We start from the raw sequence: 25,833 nt of genomic DNA on the forward strand, positions 1-25,833 counted from the left end.
ATAAATTATTTTCAAAAAATAAAAAATCTTAGCGCGATTTGCGTTTAAAAGAAATGAAAAATATAAAATTACAAGTTCCGGGAACGGTTGCCAATTTGGTTTGCGGGTTTGATATTCTCGGAATGGCGCTCAATGAACCGTTTGATGAAATGGAATTCAAATTGTTGGACGAAAGAAAAATCATCATTCGCCACGAAGATGAGTTCCATTTGCCAACCGAACCAGAGAAGAATGTAGCAGGAGTTGTTTTACAGAAAATTTTAGAAAAATTAGAAAATCAAAATATCGGTTTTGAGGTTACCATCAACAAGAAAATAAAACCTGGAAGTGGTTTAGGTTCTAGCGCTGCAAGTGCGGCAGGAGCTGCTTTCGGAGCAAATGAATTGTTGGGAAATATTTTTTCTAAAGAAGAGTTGGTGTATTTTGCGATGTTTGGCGAAGAATTGGCGTCTGGTTCTAGACACGCAGACAACATTGCACCGTGTCTTTTCGGTGGAATTACCTTGGTAAAATCTTCTGAACCAATGGATATTATTCCGCTTTCTTCACCAGATTTGTACGTTTCGGCGGTGCATCCTCAAGTTGAGGTGAAAACTTCTGATGCGAGACAAATTCTCAAAAAAAATATCCAAATGAAAGATGCGGTAAAACAATGGGGAAATGTTGCCGGTTTGGTAGCGGGAATTTTAAAAAACGACAATAAATTGATTTCCAGAAGCTTAGAAGATGTTTTGGTGGAGCCAGTTCGCAGTATTTTGATTCCAAAGTTTGATGAGGTAAAAAAGCAGAGTTTAGTTTTAGGAGCTTTGGGCGGTGGAATTTCGGGTTCTGGACCTTCGATTTTTATGTTGAGCGAAACCAAAGAAATTGCTGAAAAAGTGGCGGAAATTATGCAGAAAATATACAACGAAATCGGTATTGAAAACTATGTTTACGTTTCTAAAATTAATGACCAAGGAATAAGAATAGTCTAAAGACTGAAGTCCGAAGTCCGAAGAAATTTTGGCTTAATTGATTGAAATAAAAATCTAATTTGTAAGGTCTGAAAGACCGAAAATCAACAGGCAAGTGCAAAGCGCTTGGAAATAAATGAAGAAAAATAATGAGGTCTGAAAGACCGAAATCCTAATTTAAAAAAATGAATTTTTACAATTTAAAACATAAAGAAGAGCAGCTTAGCTTCAAAGAAGCAACGATAAAAGGACAAGGGAAAGATAAAGGTTTGTTTTTTCCAGAAGATATTTCAAAATTTAGTCCAGAATTTTTAAAAAATTTACCGAATCTTTCAGACGAGGAAATTGCGTATCAAGTGATGAAGGATTTTGCGGGAGACGAAATTCCAGAAGCTGAACTTAGAAAAATTGTTGCCGAAACTATCGCTTTCGATATTCCTTTGAAGAAAGTAACAGAAAATATTTCGGTTTTAGAACTTTTTCACGGGCCGACTTTGGCTTTTAAAGATGTTGGCGCAAGATTTATGAGCCGTTGTCTTGGTTATTTTCTAAAAAATGAAACTAGAAAGGTAACGGTTTTAGTGGCAACTTCTGGTGATACTGGTGGTGCTGTAGCGAACGGATTTTATGATGTGGAAGGAATAGAAGTGGTGATTTTATATCCAAAAAATAGAGTAAGTCCAGTTCAGGAAAAGCAATTGACGGCTCTTGGAAAAAATATTCACGCTTTGGAAGTAAATGGAAGTTTTGATGATTGTCAGGCTCTGGTAAAACAAGCGTTTTCTGATGATAGTTTAACCGAAAAATTACTGTTAACTTCGGCTAATTCTATTAATGTATCTCGTTGGTTGCCTCAACAAATTTATTATGTTTTGGCCTTGAAACAATGGCTGAAAAACAATTCAGAAAGCCCAGTAATCTGTGTTCCGAGTGGAAATTTTGGGAATATTTGTGCTGGAATTTTGGCGCATCATCGTGGTTTGCCTGTTAAGCATTTTATTGCCGCTTGTAACGTAAATGATGTAGTGCCAGAATATCTTAGAACTGAAATTCTAAAGCCAAAAGAAACCGTTGCTACCATTTCAAACGCAATGGATGTAGGTGATCCAAGCAATTTTGTGAGAATTTTAGAATTATTCGACAAAGAATTTAATCAAGTTAAAAACAAACTTTCGGGTTATACAATTGATGATGAGGAAACGCTTAAAACCATCAAAAGAGTAGAAAAAGATTATGGTTATGTTCTAGATCCTCACGGCGCAGTAGCATTTGTAGCTTTAGAAAAATATTTGGCAGAAAACGGAGGGAAAGGATTTTTCTTAGAAACGGCACATCCTGTAAAATTCCCAGATTCTGTAGAAAAGGCAACGGGAAAATCGGTAGAAATCCCAAAATCATTAGAAGAATTAATGAAACAGGAGAAATTTACAACAGAAATTAATCCTCAATATGAAGAATTGAAAGAGTTTTTGTTGAAAAAATAATACTTATTTAAAACGGATTTTTAGTCCGTTTTTTTTTATTTTTGTTAAAAACTTTAACTAGAAAAATTATAAAAAAATTGTCTAAAATGTCCTCAAAAATTATACTAGAAAATATTAAAATTTATGCCTATCACGGTGTTTTGCCAGAAGAGAAAATTTTGGGAACTTATTACATTGTGAACGCAGAGATTGTAGCAGATATTACCAAAGCTGCAGAGACCGATGACTTGAATGATACCATTAACTATGCTTTAATCAACGATATTATTCATGCTGAGATGAAAATTTCTTCAGAATTATTAGAACATGTAGCAGGAAGAATTATTAGAAAAATAAAATCAGAATTTGCTCAAGTTCAGAAGGTTAAAGTAAAAATAACCAAAACCAAACCGCCAATGAAAGGCGAAATGAAAGGAGTAAGTGTAGAATTTGAAGAAAATTTTTAAAAAATCTATTTCTAAAATTTTTAAAAATCTGAAAAATCCCTATATTTGCACTCCGAAACACATGGTACTTTGGCCGAGCGGCTAGGCAGTGGTCTGCAACACCATCTACAGCGGTTCGAATCCGCTAGGTACCTCAAAATCCTGAAATTTTAAAATTTCAGGATTTTTTTATGAAATAATTCTAAAATTATACACTTTTTTCTTTTTACTTTTTCCTTGGCTCTTAAAAAGTATTATCTTTACTTTAATGTTAATCATTATACTTTCCATAATCATTATTATTCCTGTTTTAGCAGGTTTTGGCGAAATTTTTCAAAGAATTTTTGGGAAAATTTGGTCAGGACTTTCTGCTCAGTTGTTTTCAGGGGTATTTTTCTTGGCAATGATTTGGCAAGTTCTTGCTTTTTTTATTCCGCTGAATATTTGGGTAGAAAGTATAAGTTTAGGAATAGGAATTTTGGCATTTTTTTATTTTAAAAGCTACCAAAATTTTACTTCATTTACTAAAAATGAGATTTTTAAAATACTCTTACTTACCATAATTGTTGCTTTCGCAGGGAGTTATTATCCTTTTATTTTAGATCATTTTGGTTATTATGTTCCGAGTGTGAATTGGCTCCATGAATTTGGTTTAACCAAAGGTTTGGCTAATTTAAATTTGATTTATGCACAAATGTCGGTTTGGCATATTTTTCAGGCTGGGTTTTCTAATATTTTGGATGTTCTTCTAAGAATAAACGTTGTTTTTCTGGTGATTTATCTGCTCTATATTTTTGAAAAAAAAGCATGGAGTTTACTTTTTATTTCACCTATTTTTCTGCTTTTTCTTCAATCTCCTAGTCCAGATTTACCAGCAATTGCGCTTTCGCTCATTATTTTAAATGAAATTCTCAAAGGAAATCAAAATGCTAAACTACTTTTTGCGTTTTCGGTTTTTGTTTTCAGTATAAAACCTACGATGGTGTGGTTGCCTATTTTTGTTTTTTTATATTTTTTAAAAAGAGAGCACTTCAAATTTTTGGGATTAGGACTTGTAGTTTTAGGAATTTATATTTTCAAAAATATTTGGGTTTTTGGCTATCCTTTTTTTCCAGTTCAGCTGTTTGATATAGGAGTTTCTTGGTTGCCTAATGCAGAGATTTTGAAACAATCTTCAGAAGTGGCTATTTTGAAAACCTATGATTTGAAATTTACCATTTCAGAGATTCAACAATTCACGATTTGGGATTACATTTACCATTGGTTCACACTCCATTCATACAAAAAATATATACATATTGCCTTTGTTTTATTGATGGTGATTTACACAATTTTTACTTTTGTGAAAAAACAGAAAACCCTTTATTTATTGTGGATTGCAATGCTTTTGAAAACGATTTTTGTGCTCTATTTTTCAGCACAATTCAGATTTTTTATTGATGTTTTTTTTGTGGCATTTGTAGTGATGGTTGGTTCAAAAGTAAAAGAGAAAATATCATTATTGAGTTTCAGTTTGGGCGCTGTAATTATTTTGTTTTTGATGAGTTTTCCTAAAATTTTGCAATCTCAAGTCCGTAGTTTCAAACTTGGACATTATATGCAAGGTTTTACCGTTACGCAATTGTATAAACCAGCGGTTTTTGAACTGAATTCTTATCAAACTTTCAAAATTGGAAATTTGGACTTCAATGTTCCGAATTACGATTTGAGTTTTGATACGCCTCAACCTTCAATTTCTCCTTATTCTGTAAAAAAATACTACGAAGCAGAAATTTTTCCTCAAAAAATCTCAGAGAATGTACAAGATGGTTTCGTTTGGAAAAAACTTTCGCCCGAAGAAAAAGAAAAATTGAAAAAGATTATCTCTAAATTTTGATACGTGTTACGTGATACGAGTTCTTACGTTACAAAAATCTCGCAACTCGCAACTCACAACTCGAACCTTTTCACTAACTTTGCTTTTATGAACAATTTAGGAAATTTTCTCACGCTTTCTACCTTTGGCGAAAGTCACGGAATAGCTTATGGTGGAATTATCACCAATTTTCCAGCAGGAATTGAAATTAATTTTGAAGAAATTCAGCATCAACTTGACCGCAGAAAGCCTGGTCAAAGTTCCATCGTTACCCAAAGAAAAGAAAGTGATACCGTACAATTTCTTTCGGGAACTTTTGAGGGGAAATCTACAGGAACTCCGATTGGATTTGTGATTTATAATGAAAATCAAAAATCGAAAGATTACGAACATATTGCCGCTGCCTACAGACCTTCTCATGCAGATTTTACCTACGACCAAAAATTTGGAATTCGTGATTACAGAGGTGGCGGGAAATCTTCAGCGCGAGAAACCATCAATTGGGTTGCAGCAGGCGCTTTGGCGAAACATATTTTACCCTCAACTATAGAAATTCACGCTTATGTTTCTTCGGTGGGAGATATTTTTTGCATGAAACCTTATCAGGATTTAGATTTTTCTAAAATTGAAAGCAATGATGTTCGTTGTCCAGACGAAGAAACCGCTGAAAAGATGATTTCTAAAATCAAAGAAATCAAAAAAGAAGGAAATACCATTGGCGGAACCATTACTTGTGTTATCAAAAATCTTCCTATAGGAATTGGCGAACCAGTTTTTCTAAAATTACAGGCAGAATTGGCAAAAGCCATGCTGAATATCAATGCTGCAAAAGGTTTTGAGTACGGAAGCGGATTTTGTGGAGCAACCATGACTGGAAAAGAGCATAATGATTTGTTCAATGAAGATTTTACTACGAAAACCAATCTTTCTGGAGGAATTCAAGGTGGAATTTCAAACGGAATGGACGTTTATTTCCGTGTCGCTTTTAAACCAATTGCTACGATTCTTAGACCTCAAGAAAGTGTAGATAAAGACGGAAATTTAGTTATTGTAGAAGGAAAAGGAAGACATGATCCTTGTGTTTTGCCAAGAGCAGTTCCCGTAGTGGAAAATTTGGCAGCATTTGTTCTTGCGGACTTGTTTTTGATGAATCAGATTAGAAAAATTTGATAAGAGTCGCGAGACACGAGTTTTTTACGTACAGTTTGTCATTCTGAAATAATCTAAATTTGGATAAAAATGAATAGAGTGTTTGATAAAAATCTTTTTATTCTTGAAGAACTTTTTGGTAAAGAAGAAGTTTCAGTGAAGTTGGATAGATTAAAATATATTTTTGAAAATACAGAAGAAAAATGGGCGGAAAATTTGAAGTTGTTGAAAAATTCCGAAATAAGATATTTGTTAATTTGTGAAGCACCACCTTTTAGCGAAATAGAACCTCCAAAATATTTTTACAACTATCATAATAAAAATTTTAATAAAGAAATATGGAAGACCTTTTATCCAAATGAAATATTTCCAAATGATAAAGAATATTATTTTAATAAATTAGTAGAAGTAGGTTTTTTAATTATTGATACTCTACCTTTTTCAATGTTTTTTCAAAATAAGAGGAAGAATAAAAATTATTATAACTTATTAAAAAATTCTTTTGAATGGTTTATTGAAAAATTAAATCAAGAAGAATTGAAGTTGTCGAAAAATTTAAAAATTGCTTTTGGATTTAAAGTAAATGCTGAAAGATTCATTGAAATTACTAAAGGAAATCTGAAATTAAAAAATAATATAACTTTAAATTTTAATAAAGATAACATTGCTTATGATGGTTCAGGAGTTCCTCATGCTAAAGTTCTAAGAAAGATTTTTTTCAGTGAGAGTGAGTATTCAATTTATAAATATTTCAATGGTGAGGAAGAAAACCCTTATAAATTGGAAAATGATTTTGAGTTGAGTTTTCTAAATCCAAAATCTCTTTTTTGGCATTATGAAAAAAATCATTTTGTAGGTGAAAGAAATGGTGATAATGAAGATTATAAAAATTTTATTGAAAATTTAATACATAATAAATTAAGTGAATATCATAGAAGTGATTATGAATTATGGCAAATGTATTTTGAAAATGCCGTAAAATAATCTCTGTCAAAAAAAACAATCTATATTTAAAATGAAAAATTACTGGCAAAACGCAGTCACTTTTGACGAATATATCAAAGAAACGGAACGCAGAATTGAGGTTCAAAATCCTGAAGACGACCATAATGAATATTATGAATTGGGGCTTCAGAGAATGAACAGAACTTTGAAAACTTATAAAGCAGATGAAGAGCAATTAAAAACGCTTAAATCTAAAAACTTCAATGGTAAAATCCTTATCATCACAGAACCTTGGTGTGGAGATGCAAGCGCAACCGTTCCTGCGGTTTCTAAATTTTTTGAAGGACATAATGATGTGAGAATTTTCTATCGTGATTCTGATACTTCTTTAATTGACCAATTCCTAACGAACGGAACCCAATCTATTCCTAAAATTTTAATCTTGAATGAAGATTTTTCGCTGAAAAATGTTTGGGGACCAAGACCGCAATATGGAACAGAATTGTTGAAAAAATTCAAGGAAAATCCAGAAACATATCCTCGTGAAAAGTTTTATAATGATTTACAAGTGTATTACGCTAAAAATAAAGGTAAAGACGCAATTCAAGAAATTTTAGAACTACTGTAGTTAGAATAGTTTCCCTCTTTTAGAGGGGTGGCTTCGCAAAGCGAAGTCGGGGTGTCAAAATAAATATTATCACATCAACAAATTATCACATCAACACATCAATTTATGAACTTTTTAAGAAAAAACTGGCTCACGTTATTGCTTTCGGTGTTTCTGGTTTCTATGTTTCTGTTTCCAGATTTTAGAGCGTTTGTTCAGCGACAAATTTTGATGAAACCTTCTTTAGAAAAAGTAGAAAAAGACGTCACTTTTTCAGCTGAGGAAATGAATATTCAACTTAAAGGAGTGAATGTTCCTGATGCGAATTTGGCAGATTTTAAGGACAAAGTTGTTTTCTTAAATTTTTGGGGAAGTTGGTGTCCACCTTGTAGAGCAGAATATCCGAGTATTCAAAAATTGTACGATGCCAAAAAAGATAAAGTGGCTTTCGTACTGATTGCTATGCAGGATGAGGAAGAAAAGGTGAAAAAATTCTTAGCAGATAACAATTATACTACGCCGGTTTATTTTGCGACATCGCCACTTTCTGAAAAAATGCTGCCAAAAGTATTTCCTACGACTTTTATTTTGGGCAAAAATGGAAGGATTTTGATGAAAGAAGATGCTGCAAAAGATTGGAATTCTGAGTCTGTGCATCAGTTTTTGGATTCTGTAAATCCTTAAGAATTATTAAATAAAGTTAAAATCTATTAAAATAAAATATTGTGAGCGTTTTTAATTTAAATTGGCAAAGATTTTGAAATCTAAATTACAACACACCTAAAAAACTCAAAATATAAAAATGAAAAAAATAACATTGTTGTTTCAAGCATTTAAAAAAGACGGATTGCTTTCTAAGTTTCCGAAAATTTTAAAAATGTTTAAAGCGTACAAAAAAGGCGAATTTCAAATGGACCTTAAGAATGTAATCATTCCACTGGCAGCATTTGTATATATCATTTCGCCATTAGATTTTTTACCGGGAATTTTCTTAGATGATTTAGGAATTCTAGCATTGGTTTTACCGATGGTTTTAAAAGAAGTAGACCGATTTATCATTTGGGAAAACGAAAAAAATGCGGTAAAGAAAGATAATAAAGTTATCGATGCAGAAATAATAGAGTAAATAAAATAATTTCATTTGTGTTTTTTTAAATCGTTCCGAGATTTTCTTGGGACGATTTTTTTTGAATAAATTTGCACTATGCAGAAAACACTCATTTCTATCATTGGCTCTACAGGAATTGGCAAGACAAAACTGGCCATAGAAATGGCAAAACATTTCGGTACAGAGATTATTTCTTGTGATTCTAGACAGTTTTTCAAAGAAATGAAAATAGGAACTGCAACTCCTACAGATGAAGAATTAGCACAAGCTAAACATCATTTTATTGGTCATCTTTCGGTTCAAGATTACTATTCCATAGGTCAATATGAAGAAGATGCTTTGGGAAAAATTGAAGAAATTTTTGAAGAAAAAGATTTCGCAGTTTTGGTTGGAGGAAGTATGATGTACGAAAAAGCAGTTGTAGAAGGACTGAACGATTTGCCTGAAGCTAATGCGGAAAATCAAGAAAAGTTACAGAAAATTTGGGATGAAGAAGGTCTGGAAAAACTCCAAGAGATTCTCAAAAAGCTAGACGAAGAATATTATAATGTAGTTCATAAAGAAAATCCCAGAAGATTATTACGAGCCATTGATGTGATTTGGCAAACAGGCAGAAAATATTCTGAAATTATTGCAGAACCTAAGCATAAAAGAGATTTTAAAGTAATAAGAATAGGAGTTACCGCACCCAGAGAAATCATGTACGAAAGAATTAATCTTCGAGTAGATAAAATGCTGGAAAAAGGTTTGATAGATGAGGTAAAATCTTTGACGGAATATCAAAAACTTGTTCCGCTACAAACCGTAGGTTACACCGAAATTTTTAAATATTTAGAAGGAACTTGGGACTTAGATTTTGCTATTGAAGAAATCAAGAAAAACTCTCGCAGATATGCAAAAAGACAAGAAACTTGGAATAGAAAAGTAGAAAATGTAACTTGGCTTCCGTATGATTATTCAGAAGAGCAGCTTCATGAGATTTTATCGAAGATAGAAAAATAAATTCCGTAATTTTGCAGTCAATAAATTAATGATAAATCCATAGTTATGGCAAATACACCTTCAAATATGCTCGCTTTAGGAACTAGAGCTCCTTTTTTTGAGCTCCCAAATCCTTCTCATAGCAACGAAATTCAATCTTTAGAAGATTTAAAAGGAGAAAAAGGAACATTGGTGATTTTCATGTGCAATCACTGTCCGTTTGTGTTACACGTTATCGATAAATTGACGGAATTATACGAAGATTATCATACGCAAGGAATAGAATTTATCGCTATTAACGCAAATGATATAGAGAAATATCCAGCAGATTCTCCAGAAAAAATGATAGAATTTCAAATCGAAAAAAAATTTGAATTCCCTTATTTGTTTGACGAAAGTCAAGCAGTGGCAAAAGCTTATGACGCAGCTTGTACACCAGATTTTTATTTCTTTGACGAAAAGTTAGATTTGGTTTACCGTGGTCAAATGGATGATTCTAGACCAGGAAATCAAAAAGAAATTACAGGTGAAGACTTAATTATCGCTTTCGAAAATCTATTGTCAGGAAATCCACAAGAAGAATTACAAAAACCAAGCATGGGTTGTAATATCAAATGGAAATAATTAAAATTACCTCATAAAAAGTAAAAGAGTCAAGCATTAAACTTGACTCTTTTTTTATTTTTTAGAAAAACGGATTGTGTTTTTTCTCAAAGCATATTTGTGTTGCGTTTCCGTGACCGCTATACACTTCTGTTTCTTCGGGTAAAGTGAAAAGTTTCGTGCGAATGCTTTCTAGCAATTGCTCATGATTTCCTCTGTATAAATCTGTTCTGCCAATGCTTCCTTGAAAAAGCGCATCGCCAGAAATTACAAATTTCTGCGCTTCATTGTAGAAAGCCAAACTTCCCGGCGAATGTCCTGGAACATGGAAAATTTCAAAACAATCTTCGTCTATAAAATACTTTTCGCCTTCGTTTAAAAGTTCTATGTCGCCAACAAAAGGTTTGAAATCAAATCCATAATTTCTGGCAGACATTGGGTTTCTGTCGAGTACATCTTTTTCTTCTTCGTGCATTTTTATGGCAACTTTATACATGTCAAAAGCCCATTGTAAGCCTAAAACATGGTCTATGTGAGCATGAGTCAGTAAAATATTTTTGATAGAAATCTCTTTTTCTTTGATGAAATTTTCTAGAATTTCATTTTCTTTTTCGTTCCAATTTCCTGGGTCTATAATGACGCCATTTTTTTGGTCATTAAACAAAACATAAGTGTTTTCTGAAAAAGGATTGAATCGAAAAATATGAATATGGAGCATGTTTTGAAGTTTAGATTTTAAGATTTCAAATTTAATCATTTCAGCGTTTTAATTTTCAATATTTTGGCTCGATTTTCGTTATCTTCGTGATATGAAATTTCTAAAATTTACTTTTTTATTGCTTTCTGTTTTGGTTTTTGGTCAAAAAATTAAAAGTATTCAGCTTTTTAATCCTCAGACCAATGATGAAACACCTGTAATCAAATTTGGGGAGCAATTGGTTTTGAATTTTGATGATTTAGAAAATAAATCTACCGTTTATCGATATACATTTAAACATTTTGATAGAAATTGGAAAGACGACGGTTTGTTTTTTACGGAATATGCAAAAGGTCCTGTGAATTCTTATATTCAAGATTTTAGATACTCTTTTAATACGGTTCAAAAGTATACACACTACACTTTAAAATTCCCGAATGAAAAAACGCAACTGAAAATATCTGGAAATTATGAAATCATCGTTTTTGATGAATCGGTGAATAAACCGCTTTTTAAGAAAAGGTTTTGTGTAGTAGAAAATGGTGCGAATTTAGGGATTAATGTAACCAGATTTGCAGATAGTAAAGCGCAAAATCTTAATCAAAGAATAGAAGTTTCTGCGATTTCTAATCAAGCAAGTTTGTTTTCTAACCTCAATTCTATTAGCTTGAATGTGATTCAAAATAATAATTTTGGACTGGGGATTTATAATCAGAAACCCAATGCTGCGATGGGAAATAAATTGCTTTTTCAGCAGATGAATTTGGTTTTTCCGGGAAATAATGAGTTCTATTATTTTGATAATAAAAACATGAGTCAACCTTTTGATATGGTAGCTGCAATTAATAATAATGACGAAGGAAATCATACCTATTTGCATTCGGTTTGGGCTTTTCCGCTTAACTATCAATATCAGCCAGATGTAAACGGAGCGTTTTATTTCAGAAGAAATGATTTAGGAATTGAAAGAAATGCAGATACAGAAGCGGATTATTCTTGGGTGTATTTTTCTTTGGATTCAGAAAAAACAGAAAAGGAAATTTATGTTTTAGGCGCTTTTAATGATTTCATTCCTTCAGAAGAAAATAGAATGTCTTATGATGAAAATGCTAAAAAATACATTGCCAGAATTTATTTGAAACAAGGTTTTTACAATTATATTTTGGCTACCAAAGATGCGACAGGCTTTATTGATTTAGGTGAAATTAATGGTAATTTTTGGCAAACCGAAAACTTGTATCAAGCATTTTTATATTACGCTCCTTTTGATAGAAATTATGATGGTTTAATTGGTTACGGCGAAACCAGAAAAAGATAAATTTGTTTATTGTCTCGAAATAAGTGCGAAAAATGTAAAATCCTTGCGAAAGGATTTTTTTTGTTTTAAAAAATTTAAAATTTTTCTAAATATTTGTTAAAATTTTTTATTGGTCGTTGTTTTGGTTTGTTTTTAATAATCATTATTGGGGTGAAAATAAAAATAAATTAAATAATTGTTAAATAAAAATTAATTTATTTGTGAAATATTTCTATATTCGTACTGTTAATTAAAAATATAGAAATATGAAGTCTAAAATTACTCTTGCGGCTAGCTTTCTAGCTGTCTCTTTTGCGTTTGCGCAAAACACTCCTTCAAAACTAATTTCTGGTAAGTCAGACATGTTTGCAGAACATGTAAGATTTGATGCTTCAAAAGCTCCCGATTTCAAAGGTAAGCCAATGGTTTATGATGAAACGGCTAAACAAATGAAAGAAGTTTCAGGTCTTAAATTAAGTTCTGATAAAGATGCTTTGGGTTTTGAAAATCACAAATTTCAACAAACAGTTAATGGGATTCCTGTAGAGTATGGAATGATTAATATGTTGGTAAAGAAAGGGAAGGTGGTTAGTCAGAATGGAGTTTGGTTTAAAAATGTTCCAGCTACTGTTGAGAAAAGAGCGGGTATTTCTGAAGCTAATGCATTAAACAGTGCTTTAGCTTATGTAGGAGCAACTTCTTATAAATGGCAGAATGCTGATGAAGAAGCGTTCTTAAAAAGCGATACAAAAGATGCAAATGCTACTTTTTATCCAAAAGGAAAATTGGTGTATTATAATGATCCAGCGGATGTAAATGCGAAAAAACTTACGCTGGCTTATAAGTTTGATGTTTATGCTTCTGAACCAGTAAGTAGACAAGAGGTTTATGTAGATGCTAAAACTGGGAAAGTTTTGGGAACAAATGCTTTAATTTTAGAAACAAATGCTCCAGGAACAGCAGTTACGGCTTACAGTGGGAATCAAGCAATTGTGGCAGATCAAGTAAGTGCTACTTCTTATAGATTAAGAGAAACCGGTAGAAATGGTGGTACTGCTGTTGAAACTTATAACTTAAAGCAAGGAACCAATTATTCTAGAGCAACTGATTTTACAGATACGGATAATACTTGGAATAATGTAAATACTTCATTGGATCAATATGCTACAGATGCACATTGGGGAGCTGAAAAAACAGTGGATTATCTTAAAGCACAATTCAATAGAAATAGTATAGACAATAATCATTTTGCAATTAAATCTTACGTACATTATTCTAGAAATTATTTCAATGCGTTTTGGGATGGGTCTAGAATGACTTATGGAGATGGAAGTTCTACTAATGGAAATAAACCATTAACAGCTTTAGATGTTTGTGCTCACGAAATTGGTCACGGTATGACTACTAAAACGGCTAATTTGGTTTATCAGAAAGAATCTGGAGCATTAAACGAAGCGTTTTCTGATATCTTAGGAAATTCTGTGGAGTTTTGGGCAAGACCTACAAAAGCTTCTTGGAAGTTAGGAGAAGATTTCAATTACGTAATTAGAGACATGGCAAATCCTAACGCTTATGGAGATCCAGATACTTATGGTGGAACATATTGGGTAAATCCTAACTGTACGCCATCTTCTACTAATGATTACTGTGGAGTTCATACCAATTCTGGAGTTCTTAACTTCTGGTATTATTTGTTGGTAAATGGAGGTTCTGGTACTAATGATAAAGGCTTTGCGTATAATGTAACTGGAGTTGGTTTAGATAAAGCGGCTCAAATTGCATACAGAACACTTACCACTTATTTAACTTCTACTTCTACTTATGCGAATGCTAGAACGTATTCGCTTCAAGCTGCTGCAGATTTATATGGAGCTGGAAGTGCAGAGGTTACTCAAACAACCAATGCTTGGAATGCTGTAGGTGTAGGTGGTGGAACTTCTCCTGCTGGAAGAGTTGCTGCAGATGCTACTACTGCGCCAGTGTATAAAGTTGCTGCGAATGTAGATAGAGTTTATATAAATTTTGAAAGTGAAAATGCAGAAATGAGAAATGTAGAATTGGTAAGCATTACAGGTAAGAAAGTTGCTGCTAAATCTGCAAAAGTGGTTCAAGGTGCTAATAATGTAGAAGTAAATATTCCAGCACAAGTTCATCCAGGAGTGTATTACGTATTAGTAAATGGACAAAAAGTTGGTTCTTTTATCAAGAAATAAACCCCAAAATAGCTTTTTGAAAGCCTTTTTATATTGCCTCGAAATTTATTTCGGGGCGATATTTTTTTTGAAAACAGCGGTGATGAAAATAGTCTCTGTTTCTTTTTCGAAAGTGTAATGCAAATTAATAGGGAAGCTGTCGAGTGCTATGATTCTGATGTTTTCGTAGATGATTTCAGATTGTTCTGGATTTTCAGAAATTTGGATGGCTTTTAGTTTTATTTCTTCCAGAAATTTTTGACCTAATGAAGAATCATCAGATTTATATTTTCTGGCGTAAAGTAAAATGTCGTTTTTAGCGATAGATGAAAGTTGTATTTTCATAATGAAGCGTAAAGAGAATGTTCTAGTTCTTTTATGTTTTCAAAAAAATCTAGTCTACTTTTAGGGTTTTCTCTATGAAATTCTAACCTTTCTTTTACTTCGTCTATTTGGTAAGTGCAAATGCCTGTATTTTTTTTAGGTTCTAGGTTTTCAAAGTAATTTGAAATCATTTCTAAAAACTCAGCAGGAAGTGAGTTGATTTTGCTTTTTAAAGAATCTAAATTATTTTCCATTTTTATTAATTTTTTTTATTACCCCTTATTTTTTTTGTCAAAATTAGGAATAAAAAATGTAATAAAATAAAAATACCCCTATTTTTTTTAGGGGTATTTGTTGAAAAATGTATTTATTTTTATAATTCTTCTTCGCAAAGTTGTTTTACGACTTCTATCCATCTGTCTTCGTCGTTAAGACAAGGAACGTAATGGAAGTTTTCTCCACCTGCATGTAAAAACTCTTCTTTTCCTTCTACGGAAATCTCTTCTAGTGTTTCCAAACAATCACTTACAAAAGCTGGACAAACAATTGCTAGATTTTTTACGCCATTTTTAGGTAGATTTTCTAAAGTTTCATCTGTGTAAGGCTCTATCCATTTGTCTTTTCCTAATCTAGACTGGAAAGTAGATTTCACTTGACTGTCTTCCAAACCTAATTTTTGTCTTACCAATTCGGTAGTTTTCAGACATTGGTGTCTATAACAATATTGATGTGAAGGATGATCTTCTTTGAAGCAACAATCGCCTATTTTACAAGTTTTGGTAGGGTCTGTTTTGTAAATATGTCTTTCTGGAACTCCATGATACGAAAACTGAAGCAAATCAAAATTTTCTGGCAATTTTTCTTTAATGCTTTCAGCCAAACAATTGATGTAAAGGTCTCTATTATAGAAAGGTTTTACATAATTGATTTTGATATTTGGGAAAAATTTCGCTTGAACTTCTTTCGCTTTTTCTACTACGGTTTCTGTAGTACTCATCGCATATTGCGGATAAAGTGGGAAAAGTACAATTTCTTCTACGCCTTTTTCTACCAAGTTTCTGATTCCGGTTTCAATGCTTGGTTCAGCGTATCTCATTCCGATTTCTACAGGAATATCCACTAATTTCTGCAATTTTTGTTGAATCTGTTTCGTGATGACAATCAATGGCGAACCTTCATCTGTCCAAACGGTTTTGTAAGCTGCTGCAGACTTTTTAGGACGAGTATTAAGGATAATTCCTTTTACTAAAAGCGCTCTAAAGAACCATGGATAGTCTATCACACGTTCGTCCATCAAGAATTCATCTAGATATTCTTTTACGTCTTCTACTTTTGTAGATTTCGGCGAACCAAGATTTACGAGTAAAATTCCCTTTTTCGAGTTTTTAGCGATATTATTTTCCAAAATTTTTAATTTTTTTAATTTTTTAAACGAAGTTCAATTTTTTTCGAATTTCGCAATTCTTTTTATCCGTTTACAGCTTCTACTTTTTCTACTAAATCTGGCAAGAAATTTTTAAGCACTTGTTCTATTCCTCCTTTTAACGTAGCTGTAGAACTTGGACAACCGCTACAAGCACCTTGTAAAAGCATTTTTGCGGTTTTATTTTCTGCATCATACTCTAAAAGTGAAATTTTCCCACCATCGTTTTCTACAGCCGGTGAAACGTATTCAGTTAAAATATCAGAAATTTTTTGCTCAACATCTGTATACTCTCTATTGATGATTTTTTCTACAGGACTTTCGTGTTTCTGAGGTTCTTTATTGGTGATTTTGTGGCCATTTTGTAAAAACTCGGCAATAACATTTCTCACTACAGTCATCACTTCATGCCATTGTACAGAATCATCTTTGGTTACTGCTACGAAATTTTCTGAGACAAAAACTTCTTTTACAAATTTAAATTCATCATAAAGTACTTTTGCTAAAGGAACTTCATCTGCTTCTTCTCTAGATTTTACTTCTACGAAACCGTCTAATAATAATCTGTTTCCACCGAATTTCATCACAGCAGGATTCGGAGTCATTTCAGCGAAAATTTCATATCTCTGTTGAGGTTTTTGTCTATAAATTCTAGGATTTGCTAGAAGCTCGTCTTCGATGACGTTTTTAAGACTTTCTGCAATATGCTCCCATTCTACGTGGTCTTCTTTAGCAACTGCTACAAAATTAGCAGAGATAAAAACCTTAGAAACAAAAGGATAATTGAAAAGTTCTTGAGCCAATGGAATTTCAGAAATATCAGAAGTTCTATCAAGTTCTAATGAACCTGGAATCAGTGTATAATCAGCCACAAACTTCATTACATTTGGGTTTGCAGTAGGTTCTATAATAATTGTATGCATTTTTTACTTAAATTTGAGAGTACAAAAATAGGGATTAGGTTTTAGGTTTTAAGAATCAGATGTTAGATTTTCTCTATCTATGGAATTTTTTAAATACATTTTCAATTTTCAACTTTTAATTTTCAATTAAAATATGGCTTTAGTAAGAGAACTTTTAGGAAAAACTCCCAAAATCGGGGAAAATACTTTTTTAGCAGAAACAGCAGTAATCATCGGTGATGTAGAAATGGGAAAAGAGTGTAGTATTTGGTATAATGCGGTTATCAGAGGAGATGTACATTATATAAAATTAGGAAACAAAGTAAATGTGCAGGATAATGTTATGCTGCATTGTACGTATGAAAAATTTCCTTTAGTGATTGGCAATAATGTTTCTATTGGGCATAACGCTTGTGTTCATGGTTGCACGATTCATGATAATGTATTGATTGGGATGAGTTCTGTAGTAATGGATAATTGTGTTATAGAAAGCAATTCTATTGTGGCTGCTGGTTCTGTAGTTACCCAAGGAACTCACATTAGAGCAGGTGAATTATGGGGAGGTGTTCCTGCAAAAAAAATAAAAGACGTTTCACAGGAACTGATTTCTGGTGAAATAGACAGAATTGCAAATAATTACGTGAAATATTCTTCTTGGTATATAGAGGAGAAATAGAGTGGTAGAGCTGGAGAGTGATAGAAAAATAGAGAATCTTCATCATGCTACAATTTGTTAAAATATTAAAAAATATCGGAACTCGGAACTAAAATGCAAAATTTCCCCACGTTTTCCACAGTCAGATTAGTGCTTTCTTTGCCTACGATTTCAGATTTGGAGGATATTATTATTCATGCCAATTCTACTTCGGAAATTGCAGGAAACACCATTACTTTTCCTTATCCTTATGAAGAAAAGCATGCTCATTTTTGGCTAAAAATGACTGAAGAGGGTTTTGCTAAAAAAGATGCAAACATTTTTGCTATTCGTGAAAAAGAAAATTTAAAATTAATAGGTGCGATTGGTCTTCATGTAGATTTGGCAAATCGAAAAGCAGAAGTTGGATATTGGCTCGGGAAATCTTTTTGGAACAAAGGCTATGTTTCTGAAGCATTACAAAGAATTCTACAATTTGGTTTCGAAGAGTTACATCTAAATAAAATCTATGCTTCTCATTTTCCGCACAATCCTGCTTCGGGAAAAGTTTTGCAGAAAAACGGTTTTGAATTTGAAGGAATTTTGAAGCAAGAAGTTCTTAAAAATGGTCAATTTTTAGATTTACACCGATATGCTATTTTTCAAGAAAAATATTTAAATTCAGAAAAATAAAATCAAAAGCCTGACTCGTGGAGAATCAGGCTTTTTTTACTGTATTTTCTTTGTCACAGAGTGCCAACTAAATTTGAACAAAGGATAGAGTAGCGCTATCAGTGCCAAAAGAAGTACAGCGCCGGAACTGGTGAAAATTTTGAAATAAATGCTTAAGGCGTTAATCATGTCATAAAAACTCTTGTTTTGCAATTTTTCAGAAATTTTTTGTAGTCCCATTCCGACTAAACAAACCCAAAATATAACCAATGATAAATTGAAGACTAAAAGACTCCAATTGTATCTTTTCCAATTTAAAAAATGCGGCGCCACATCATCTACAATTAAAGTGATTGAAGCTAATAACAGTAAAGTATTGATGCCAATTGTAGAACCCATTGCATGCGCCACTGTAATATGTGTTCCGTGCGTATAGAAATTTATAGCAGGGATAGATATAGAAATAGAAAGAACCAAGTTGAGTAAAATCCAGATTTCTGCATAAGTAAGAATCTTAAACGAAAGCTTGTGATTTTGGTGGTTCGCTTTTAGATAAGTTTTTCTAAAAGAGTAAATAATATTCGCCAAAATAAGCAATTCCGTCATACTAATGCTGTAAGCAATCAGTTTCACCGTTGGCGAAGCAGGAACAATGTAAGTATGGTGTCCCCAGTTGAACATAAGATTCGTTAAGCCAAGAAAATAAAAGAAAAATGCAATTTTAGATTGATTGATTTTTTGGTCTCCAGAAATTTTTTCCATTGCAAACATAGCAGTTCCGTACACCAGCATATTCCAAGAACCTACCATAGAACCCATAGCTTTCCACTGAATGGTTACATCTCGAATGATATTGTTATTAAAAAATGATAATTGCCAAAGTTGAGCTTCTACAGTAGTAATCAAAAAGAAAATTAAACCCGTGCTCCAACTCCAGATATAGACAGGAACAGTTTTGTAATTGGGTTTTACCGTCATGAAGAAATTATACATGAAAATCAACCAAGAACTCACAATCAAAATCACGATATATGGCGGGAATTCTAAATATTCTCTTCCTCCGAATTTTCCTAGTACAAAGAAAACCGTTACCAAAACTAGTATTAAAATTTGTAAAGCGATTTGTAATTTCGCCAGTTTCTCAGAATAAATTTTTCTACCCGAAACTTCTGGTAAATAATAATAAATAATTCCTGTAGCTGCTGTAAAAATCCAGTTGATAGAAAGATAAGTATGAAGCGGTCTCATTTTTTGGAAAGACAAAGTATCTTTCAATAAATCAGGATAAAGATGTTGCAATCCTCCTAAAACTCCAAAAACAAGTCCTAAGAAAAGCGAAAAAATGGCAATGATAATGAACCAACTTCCGATGATGTTATTTTTCAGTTTCATTTGGTGTAGTGTTTTTATAAGAAAAAGCGTTTGCGTCTACATATTTTAAATAATCTACCAATGCTTCTGTTTGTTCTTTACTGAAATGAAAATTAGGCATTCTGGTTCCGCCACCATTTTCTATAAAAGCTTTTACGTAGGCTTCTCCACGAGTTTTATCTGAAATAGCAGTAGTAAGTTCTGGACCTAAATAACCTCCTAAACCAAAAATCTGATGGCAAGATTGACAATTGTACTCTTGATATATTTTTTTACCCAATTGTTGTCGGGTAGTCATTACGGTTCCGTAGTCTGTTGCGCCTGTATAAATCCAAGAAGAATAAGTGGTAAACGCAAAAAAGAGCGTCAAAAAAATCCATATCTTTTTCATATGTAGATATTTATTGTTTTTTTAGAGGTCGTATGCAATCGCTTAATCATGATTAGCATTGGTGTTTTCTAATCATGGCGATTTCATAAGATTTTTCTTAAAAATTCTGGTGCAAAGTTAATTTCTTAGTCAATATCTTTTTTATGATTTGTGTCATCTATTGACTTGATAGTTTTTGTTTATCATTAAATCTTTCTCCATTTTTTACATCAATAATTTTAAAAAATTAGATTTAAAATCTTCAGAATGCTAAATTTTCAAATCATCACATCTTGATTTTTTTTCACTATTTTTGAACCTAGAATGAATAACCAACTTTTTGACCTTGTAGAAAACACTTCACGAAATATTTTCCTCACAGGGAAAGCAGGAACTGGTAAAACCACTTTTCTGAATAATTTCGTTAAAAAAACACGTAAAAAACACATTGTAGTAGCGCCAACTGGTATTGCTGCTATCAATGCTGGTGGCGTAACCATTCATTCTATGTTCGGGTTTCCTCTCAGAACTTTTATCCCAACTTTAGAACGAATTAATGAAAATCTGGCGATGAATATTCCAGATTTAATGCAGCATTTTAAGTACAGAAAAGATAAACTAAAATTGCTCAGAGAAGTAGAAGTCATCATTGTAGATGAGGTTTCTATGCTAAGAGCAGATGTACTGGATATGATGGATTTTTCGCTGCGCCATATTCGCAGGAATCAAGAAAAATTCGGAGGTGTTCAGATGCTTTTTATTGGGGATTTGTACCAACTTCCGCCTGTTGTGAGAGACGAAAATGAATACATCATGAAGCAATTTTATGCTTCGCCATTTTTTTTCGACGCTTTTGTTTTAAAAAACACCAATCTTCTCACGGTAGAACTGACTGAAGTTTTCAGGCAAAAAGATGAAGATTTTCTTGAAATTTTAAATGAAATAAGAGACGGAAATCTTTCACGAGAACATTACGAAAAGCTTCACGAAAGATACATTCCAGAATTTGAACCAAAAGAGGAAGCCTACGTTTATCTCACTTCTCATAATAGAATTGCAGATGATATTAATACAAAAAAACTCAATGAATTAGGAGGGAAAACGTATCAGTTTAAAGCTAAAATTGTTGGTGATTTTAAGGAATCTCAATTTCCAAATGAAGAAGTTCTAGAGCTCAAAGTAGGCGCGCAAGTCATGTTCATCAGAAATGATGCTACTCAAGAAAAAAAATATTTCAACGGAAAATTAGCAGAAGTGGTGGACTTGTCTGCAGATGAAATTTGGGTAAGAATAGATGGTGATGATGAAGATTATAAACTGAAAAAAGAAAACTGGGAACAGAAAAAATACTCTCTCGATGCAGAAAAAAACATAGAAGAAGAAGTATTGGGAAGTTTCGAGCAATATCCTATTCGTTTGGCTTGGGCGGTGACGATTCATAAATCTCAGGGGCTTACTTTTGATCGATTAATTGTAGATGCTGGGAAATCTTTCGCTTCTGGTCAGGTTTACGTGGCGCTTTCGCGTTGTAGAACTTTAGAAGGAATTGTTTTGAAATCTAAAATTTCTAGCGATGTGATTTTCAGCGACAGAAGAGTGGCGGAATTTCAGGATGCTACTCATGCAAATGACCGATTAGAAGAAATTTTGCATGCCGAAAAATACGATTACAGCATCAGAAAAGTGCTTCGTTATTTAGATATTTCTTGGACTAAAGAATCTTTGGAAACTTGGAATAAAGCTTCTAAAGAAAGCAAATTTGTAGACAAAGAAAAAACGCAGAATTTATATTATCTCATCAAAAAATCGGTGGAAAATCTCACGGATATTTACTTGAAATTTGAAAAAATCATTTGGCAAAAAACCAAAAAATTCATTCAAAATCAAGAAAATTGGCAAGAAATAGAATCTAAAGCTGAAGGTGCAGTTAATTTCTTTTTTGGGAAGGTAAAAGAAGAGGTTTTCAAACCTTTTAAAGATTTTTACGCAGAAACCAAAGGTGTAAAAGGAATGAAACAATACAATGATGACACCAGAACTTTTCTAGACGATTTAGAAGAATATCTCAATGATTTAAAAAACGTACATTTGTTAGAAAAACCACTTTTTGACCAAAAAAACGACGAAAAAATTTCGGTAAAAGTAGTTAAAATTCCTACCCAAAATATTACGTTTCAACTCTTCGAAGAGGGTAAATCTATTGGCGAAATTGCAAAAGAGAGAGGCATTTTGGTGCAAACTGTTTTTGGGCATTTAGGGAAATTTGTAGAAAATGGACAATTAGAAATAGAAAGAATTATTGCCAAAGAATATATACAAGATTTTGAGATTTTCTACAAAACTAAATTCATAGAGAATCCAGAACAATATGAAAGCCTTAATGAATTAAAACGCGAATTGCCTCATATGGAATTTCACGAATTAAGGGTTTTGAGAGATTATTTTAAAAATAATAGTTAGAAATTAGACGCTTATACTTCGTTCAGCGTGAAAAAAAATAGAATAAAACACGAATAAAAAATTTAAAAATTATGAAAATTGCCATTTTAGGAGCCGGAAACATGGGAGTAGCTTTTTCTCGTTCATTTTTAAAATATGAATTGGTGAAACCTCATCATTTACAATTGATTATAAGAGGCGAAAAAAAAGTTGGGAAAATAAAAAAAGAGTTTCCCGAAGTGCAAATTTCTAATTTTGAAGAAGCTAATGTAGAAGATGCAGATTTAATTGTTGTTTCGGTGAAACCGCAAGATTTTCAGTATGTTGCGGATAATCTTCCGTTTCAGTTAAAAGACCATCAAATGGTACTTTCTATAATGGCAGGTGTAAAAATTGAAAAAATTCAAAAAGCTTTGAATCATAAAAATGTAGTGAGAGCAATGCCAAATTCTCCTACTTTAATTGGAATGGGAATTACGGGTTACACCGCTGCAGAAGGCATTACATTTAACCAAATTTTACAAATTGAAAGATTGCTCAACAGTACTGGTAGAGCTGTTTATCTGGAAGAAGAAGATTTGCTAGATTCTGTTACAGCGCTCAGCGGAAGCGGTCCTGCTTATTTCTATTATTTTGTAGATGCAATGATAAAAGCAGGTACAAAAATGGGAATTAACGAAAATCTTTCGAAGCTTTTTGTGAAACAAACCATGGTTGGCGCTTATCACCTCATCAATAATTCTGATAAAAATCTAGACGAATTGATAAAAGAAGTTGCCTCAAAAGGCGGAACTACAGAAGCAGCTCTAAAAGTTTTTAATGAAAATTCATTAAAAGAAATTGTAGAAAACGGAATCTTTGCTGCCGAAAATCGTGCTAAAGAATTGAATGGGTAAAAAAAATAATATATTAAACCGCAAAAGAGACAAAAGCTTTTTGTTGTAAAATATAAAAAAGCAAAAAAAGTAAAATATCTAGCTTTTTTTACTTTTGAAAAACTATTTTTTAGGTATTTCTTTTGTCTCTTTTGCGGTTTAATTAAGTGTCGCCTGAAATTTAAGAAATTTTAATAAAAACCGATAAACCCAAAAACCAATAGCAACACCCATTGTATTCAGAATTACATCGTCTATTTCTGCATAACCTCTTTTGGTAATAAATTGTAAAAACTCTAAAGTACTAATTCATAAAATAAAAATAGGGAAAAGAAACCTTGCTTTTTTTAACTTTTCAAATACAATTCCTAAAAACCCAAATGGAATAAAAACAACAATATTACCAATAATATTGACGCTATAATACTTAAAATCATCTATTTGAGTAAACATTTTGTAAATAGTAGTAAAAGGAACAAATTGTACCGTTTTTTCTACGTTTGGAGTTCTTCCAAATCCAAAAAACAACCAATATAAAAGCAAAGATGTGTATAAAATAATGAAAATAAAGTACAGTTTTTTAGTCATTTTAGCTCATCATTTCTTGCAATTCTAACCAGCGCATTTCGTGTTCTTCTAGTTGTTCAGAAATTTTTTCTAAATCGGCAGAAAGTGCTGCAATCTTCTCATAATCAGCTTCATTATTAAGTTTTTCTAAAATTTCGGCACGCTTTTTTTCTAATTCTGGCATTTCTTTTTCTATGGTTTCCAGTTCGCGTTGTTCTTTGAAACTTAATTTTTTCTTGGTTGAGTTTGAAGGAGTTTGATTCTGTTTGAAATCATTTGAATTTGTTTGAGTAGTTTCTTTTTTGGGCTCGGAACTCGTACCTCGTACCTCAGAACTCGCTCGATATTCCGAAAAAATCCCTACAAAATCTTTGATTTTTCCATCACCTTCAAACGCCAAAACATGGTCTACAATTCTATCCATAAAATAACGGTCGTGAGAAACAATGATGAGACAACCTGCGAAATTCTGTAAAAAGTTTTCCAAAACCGTCAATGTTGGCAAGTCTAAATCATTGGTAGGTTCATCAAAAATCAAGAAGTTAGGATTTTGATACAACACATACATTAAGTGCAATCTTCGTTTTTCGCCACCAGAAAGTTTAGAAATCGGCGAATATTGCGTTTGGTCGTCAAACAAGAAAATTCTTAAAAACTGCGATGCAGAAATGGTTCTTCCGTTGGCTAAAGGGAAATTTTCAGAAATATTTTTGATAAAATCAATCACTCTTTCTTCTTCATTATATTGCAGCCCTTTTTGCGAAAAATAACCAAATTTTATAGTTTCTCCCGTTTCTATTTCGCCAGAATTTTTGGGTTCTAAACCTTGAATAATATTGAGAAGTGTAGATTTTCCTGCTCCGTTTTTTCCTACAATTCCTACTTTTTCGCCTCGTTGAAATGAATATGAAAAATCTTTGAGCAAAACCAAATCTCCATAACTTTTATTAATATTTTTGAGTTCCAAAATCTTTTTTCCCAATCTTTTCATCTCAAAATCGAGTTCCAGAGATTGCTTTTTGGTATTGGTTTTCGCAACTTTTTCGGTGTCGTAGAACGCATCAATTCTAGATTTTGATTTGGTGGTTCTCGCTTTTGGTTGACGGCGCATCCATTCTAATTCTTTTCGGTAAAGGTTGTTGGCTTTGTCAATCGTAGCGTTCAAATTATCTTCACGAATCATTTTGTTTTCCAGATAAGTCGCATAACTTCCGTTATGAACATACAGATTTTGGTCTTCCATTTCCCAAACGGTGTCGCAGACAGAATCCAGAAAATAACGGTCGTGCGTTACCAAAAGCAACGTAATCATGGCTTTAGAAAGGTAATTTTCTAACCATTCTACCATTTCTACGTCTAGGTGATTGGTAGGTTCGTCCATAATCAGCAAGACGTGTCTATGTTCTGCTCTGGTTTCGGTAAGGAGTTTTGCAAGGGCAACTCTTTTGATTTGTCCTCCAGAAAGCGTTCCCATTTTCGCCTCTAAATTGGTGATTTTTAGTTGCGAAAGAATTTGTTTCATTTCGGTTTCTAAATCCCAAGCTTTGTGAATTTCCATTTCTGCCAAAGCTTTCTCTATGAATTTTTGGTCAGTAGAATGAAGCGACTGATGATAGTTTTTAAGCGCTTGAATAGGCTTAGAATCTAGTGTCATCATGAATTCTTCCACAGAAAGTTGAGAGTCAAACTCAATTTCTTGGTCGAATAAAACTACCTGAACATCTTTATTAATCACTACTTCGCCAGAATCTGCAATTTCTTTACCCAAAATAATTTTAAGAAGGGTGGATTTTCCAGTGCCGTTTTTGGCGACAATCGCAATTTTGTCTCCTTCATTGATGTGGAAAGAAATATTCTTAAAAAGCGTTTTGATGCCGTAAGATTTGGTCAGATTTTCTGCGGAAACGTAGTTCATGTTAGGTTGAGGAAAAGGTTAAGGTTGAGATTGCGAAAGTACAAA

25 protein-coding genes, 1 tRNA gene and 1 pseudogene are annotated in these 25,833 nt (G+C 32.7%); 18 read left to right on the forward strand and 9 right to left on the reverse strand.

The genetic code is table 11. The features are described 5' to 3' along the window. The first annotated feature begins 53 nt into the window (after window positions 1-53). The 12 genes from EB819_RS01145 to EB819_RS01200 all read left to right on the forward strand — a co-directional run bounded on the left by EB819_RS01145 (window position 54) and on the right by EB819_RS01200 (window position 10,131). The gene (locus EB819_RS01145) at window positions 54-974 is read left to right on the forward strand and encodes a homoserine kinase (RefSeq protein ID WP_069799528.1); all 921 of its coding nucleotides are present in this window, start codon (window positions 54-56) and stop codon (window positions 972-974) included. A 164-nt stretch (window positions 975-1,138) separates the two neighbouring features. Beyond that, window positions 1,139-2,437 (forward strand): threonine synthase, encoded by a 1,299-nt coding sequence (gene thrC, locus EB819_RS01150; RefSeq protein WP_069799526.1) that lies wholly within the window; start codon window positions 1,139-1,141, stop codon window positions 2,435-2,437. 86 nt (window positions 2,438-2,523) lie between these two features. Continuing rightward, window positions 2,524-2,883, forward strand: a complete 360-nt coding sequence (gene folB / locus EB819_RS01155; RefSeq protein WP_069799647.1) for a dihydroneopterin aldolase — start codon at window positions 2,524-2,526, stop codon at window positions 2,881-2,883. A gap of 63 nt (window positions 2,884-2,946) precedes the next feature. After that, window positions 2,947-3,017, forward strand: a tRNA-Cys gene (locus tag EB819_RS01160). Between the two features lie 113 nt (window positions 3,018-3,130). Then, window positions 3,131-4,738 carry an LIC_10190 family membrane protein gene (locus tag EB819_RS01165; RefSeq protein WP_069799524.1) on the forward strand — a complete coding sequence of 536 codons (1,608 nt, stop codon included), beginning with the start codon at window positions 3,131-3,133 and terminating at the stop codon, window positions 4,736-4,738. 87 nt (window positions 4,739-4,825) lie between these two features. Continuing rightward, window positions 4,826-5,887 (forward strand): chorismate synthase, encoded by a 1,062-nt coding sequence (aroC, locus tag EB819_RS01170; protein ID WP_069799522.1) that lies wholly within the window; start codon window positions 4,826-4,828, stop codon window positions 5,885-5,887. Window positions 5,888-5,956: 69 nt separating this feature from the next. Beyond that, window positions 5,957-6,850 (forward strand): hypothetical protein, encoded by an 894-nt coding sequence (locus EB819_RS01175; RefSeq protein WP_069799520.1) that lies wholly within the window; start codon window positions 5,957-5,959, stop codon window positions 6,848-6,850. Between the two features lie 31 nt (window positions 6,851-6,881). After that, complete coding sequence (locus EB819_RS01180) at window positions 6,882-7,439, forward strand: thioredoxin family protein (protein WP_069799518.1); 558 nt, start codon at window positions 6,882-6,884, stop codon at window positions 7,437-7,439. Window positions 7,440-7,544: 105 nt separating this feature from the next. Continuing rightward, on the forward strand, window positions 7,545-8,102 hold the full coding sequence (locus EB819_RS01185) for a TlpA family protein disulfide reductase (protein WP_069799516.1): 558 nt from the start codon (window positions 7,545-7,547) through the stop codon (window positions 8,100-8,102). 118 nt (window positions 8,103-8,220) lie between these two features. Continuing rightward, window positions 8,221-8,544 (forward strand): YkvA family protein, encoded by a 324-nt coding sequence (locus EB819_RS01190; RefSeq protein WP_069799514.1) that lies wholly within the window; start codon window positions 8,221-8,223, stop codon window positions 8,542-8,544. Window positions 8,545-8,622: 78 nt separating this feature from the next. Further along, the gene (gene miaA, locus EB819_RS01195; RefSeq protein WP_069799512.1) at window positions 8,623-9,528 is read left to right on the forward strand and encodes a tRNA (adenosine(37)-N6)-dimethylallyltransferase MiaA; all 906 of its coding nucleotides are present in this window, start codon (window positions 8,623-8,625) and stop codon (window positions 9,526-9,528) included. Between the two features lie 45 nt (window positions 9,529-9,573). Next, a complete protein-coding gene (locus tag EB819_RS01200) occupies window positions 9,574-10,131 on the forward strand; it encodes a thioredoxin family protein (protein ID WP_069799510.1) in 558 nt (185 codons plus the stop codon). A gap of 61 nt (window positions 10,132-10,192) precedes the next feature. On the opposite strand, the gene EB819_RS01205 is transcribed toward EB819_RS01200, so the two are convergent. Next, a complete protein-coding gene (locus tag EB819_RS01205; RefSeq protein ID WP_069799645.1) occupies window positions 10,193-10,828 on the reverse strand; it encodes an MBL fold metallo-hydrolase in 636 nt (211 codons plus the stop codon). Window positions 10,829-10,919: 91 nt separating this feature from the next. Between EB819_RS01205 and EB819_RS01210 the strand changes: the two genes are divergently transcribed. Next, on the forward strand, window positions 10,920-12,125 hold the full coding sequence (locus EB819_RS01210; protein ID WP_069799508.1) for a type IX secretion system plug protein: 1,206 nt from the start codon (window positions 10,920-10,922) through the stop codon (window positions 12,123-12,125). Between the two features lie 245 nt (window positions 12,126-12,370). Continuing rightward, complete coding sequence (locus tag EB819_RS01215) at window positions 12,371-14,317, forward strand: M4 family metallopeptidase (protein ID WP_069799506.1); 1,947 nt, start codon at window positions 12,371-12,373, stop codon at window positions 14,315-14,317. 45 nt (window positions 14,318-14,362) lie between these two features. Here the strand turns inward: EB819_RS01215 and EB819_RS01220 are convergent, their stop codons facing one another. The 4 genes from EB819_RS01220 to EB819_RS01235 all read right to left on the reverse strand — a co-directional run bounded on the left by EB819_RS01220 (window position 14,363) and on the right by EB819_RS01235 (window position 16,966). After that, window positions 14,363-14,641 (reverse strand): hypothetical protein, encoded by a 279-nt coding sequence (locus tag EB819_RS01220; protein WP_069799504.1) that lies wholly within the window; start codon window positions 14,639-14,641, stop codon window positions 14,363-14,365. Continuing rightward, window positions 14,638-14,874, reverse strand: coding sequence for a hypothetical protein (locus EB819_RS01225; RefSeq protein ID WP_069799502.1), 237 nt, complete (start codon window positions 14,872-14,874; stop codon window positions 14,638-14,640). Before EB819_RS01225 ends, EB819_RS01220 begins: the two co-directional genes overlap by 4 nt. Before the next feature lie 119 nt (window positions 14,875-14,993). Next, a complete protein-coding gene (hemH, locus tag EB819_RS01230; RefSeq protein ID WP_245993195.1) occupies window positions 14,994-16,025 on the reverse strand; it encodes a ferrochelatase in 1,032 nt (343 codons plus the stop codon). Between the two features lie 62 nt (window positions 16,026-16,087). Beyond that, entirely contained in the window at window positions 16,088-16,966 is an 879-nt protein-coding gene (locus EB819_RS01235; RefSeq protein ID WP_069799500.1) for a NifU family protein, read from the reverse strand. Between the two features lie 133 nt (window positions 16,967-17,099). Between EB819_RS01235 and EB819_RS01240 the strand changes: the two genes are divergently transcribed. Then, on the forward strand, window positions 17,100-17,621 hold the full coding sequence (locus EB819_RS01240; RefSeq protein ID WP_069799498.1) for a gamma carbonic anhydrase family protein: 522 nt from the start codon (window positions 17,100-17,102) through the stop codon (window positions 17,619-17,621). 93 nt (window positions 17,622-17,714) lie between these two features. After that, the gene (locus EB819_RS01245) at window positions 17,715-18,272 is read left to right on the forward strand and encodes a GNAT family N-acetyltransferase (protein ID WP_069799496.1); all 558 of its coding nucleotides are present in this window, start codon (window positions 17,715-17,717) and stop codon (window positions 18,270-18,272) included. A 36-nt stretch (window positions 18,273-18,308) separates the two neighbouring features. Here the strand turns inward: EB819_RS01245 and EB819_RS01250 are convergent, their stop codons facing one another. Beyond that, complete coding sequence (locus EB819_RS01250; RefSeq protein WP_069799494.1) at window positions 18,309-19,643, reverse strand: cbb3-type cytochrome c oxidase subunit I; 1,335 nt, start codon at window positions 19,641-19,643, stop codon at window positions 18,309-18,311. Continuing rightward, window positions 19,627-20,013, reverse strand: a complete 387-nt coding sequence (locus EB819_RS01255; protein ID WP_069799492.1) for a c-type cytochrome — start codon at window positions 20,011-20,013, stop codon at window positions 19,627-19,629. The genes EB819_RS01250 and EB819_RS01255 overlap by 17 nt, the downstream gene beginning before the upstream one ends. Window positions 20,014-20,316: 303 nt before the next feature. Here EB819_RS01255 and EB819_RS01260 point away from each other — a divergent pair, with 303 nt between their 5' ends. After that, window positions 20,317-22,452 carry a helix-turn-helix domain-containing protein gene (locus EB819_RS01260; protein ID WP_069799490.1) on the forward strand — a complete coding sequence of 712 codons (2,136 nt, stop codon included), beginning with the start codon at window positions 20,317-20,319 and terminating at the stop codon, window positions 22,450-22,452. A 71-nt stretch (window positions 22,453-22,523) separates the two neighbouring features. Beyond that, entirely contained in the window at window positions 22,524-23,327 is an 804-nt protein-coding gene (gene proC / locus EB819_RS01265; protein WP_069799488.1) for a pyrroline-5-carboxylate reductase, read from the forward strand. A gap of 138 nt (window positions 23,328-23,465) precedes the next feature. Here the strand turns inward: proC and EB819_RS12985 are convergent. Both EB819_RS12985 and EB819_RS01280 read right to left on the reverse strand, forming a co-directional pair. Next, a pseudogene (locus tag EB819_RS12985) lies at window positions 23,466-23,894 on the reverse strand (VanZ family protein). A gap of 1 nt (window position 23,895) precedes the next feature. After that, window positions 23,896-25,788: an ABC-F family ATP-binding cassette domain-containing protein gene (locus EB819_RS01280; RefSeq protein ID WP_069799486.1), complete on the reverse strand. Its 1,893-nt coding sequence runs from the start codon at window positions 25,786-25,788 to the stop codon at window positions 23,896-23,898. Window positions 25,789-25,833 lie beyond the last annotated feature (45 nt).

This window comes from Cloacibacterium normanense (assembly GCF_003860565.1).
GTDB lineage: Bacteria > Bacteroidota > Bacteroidia > Flavobacteriales > Weeksellaceae > Cloacibacterium > Cloacibacterium normanense.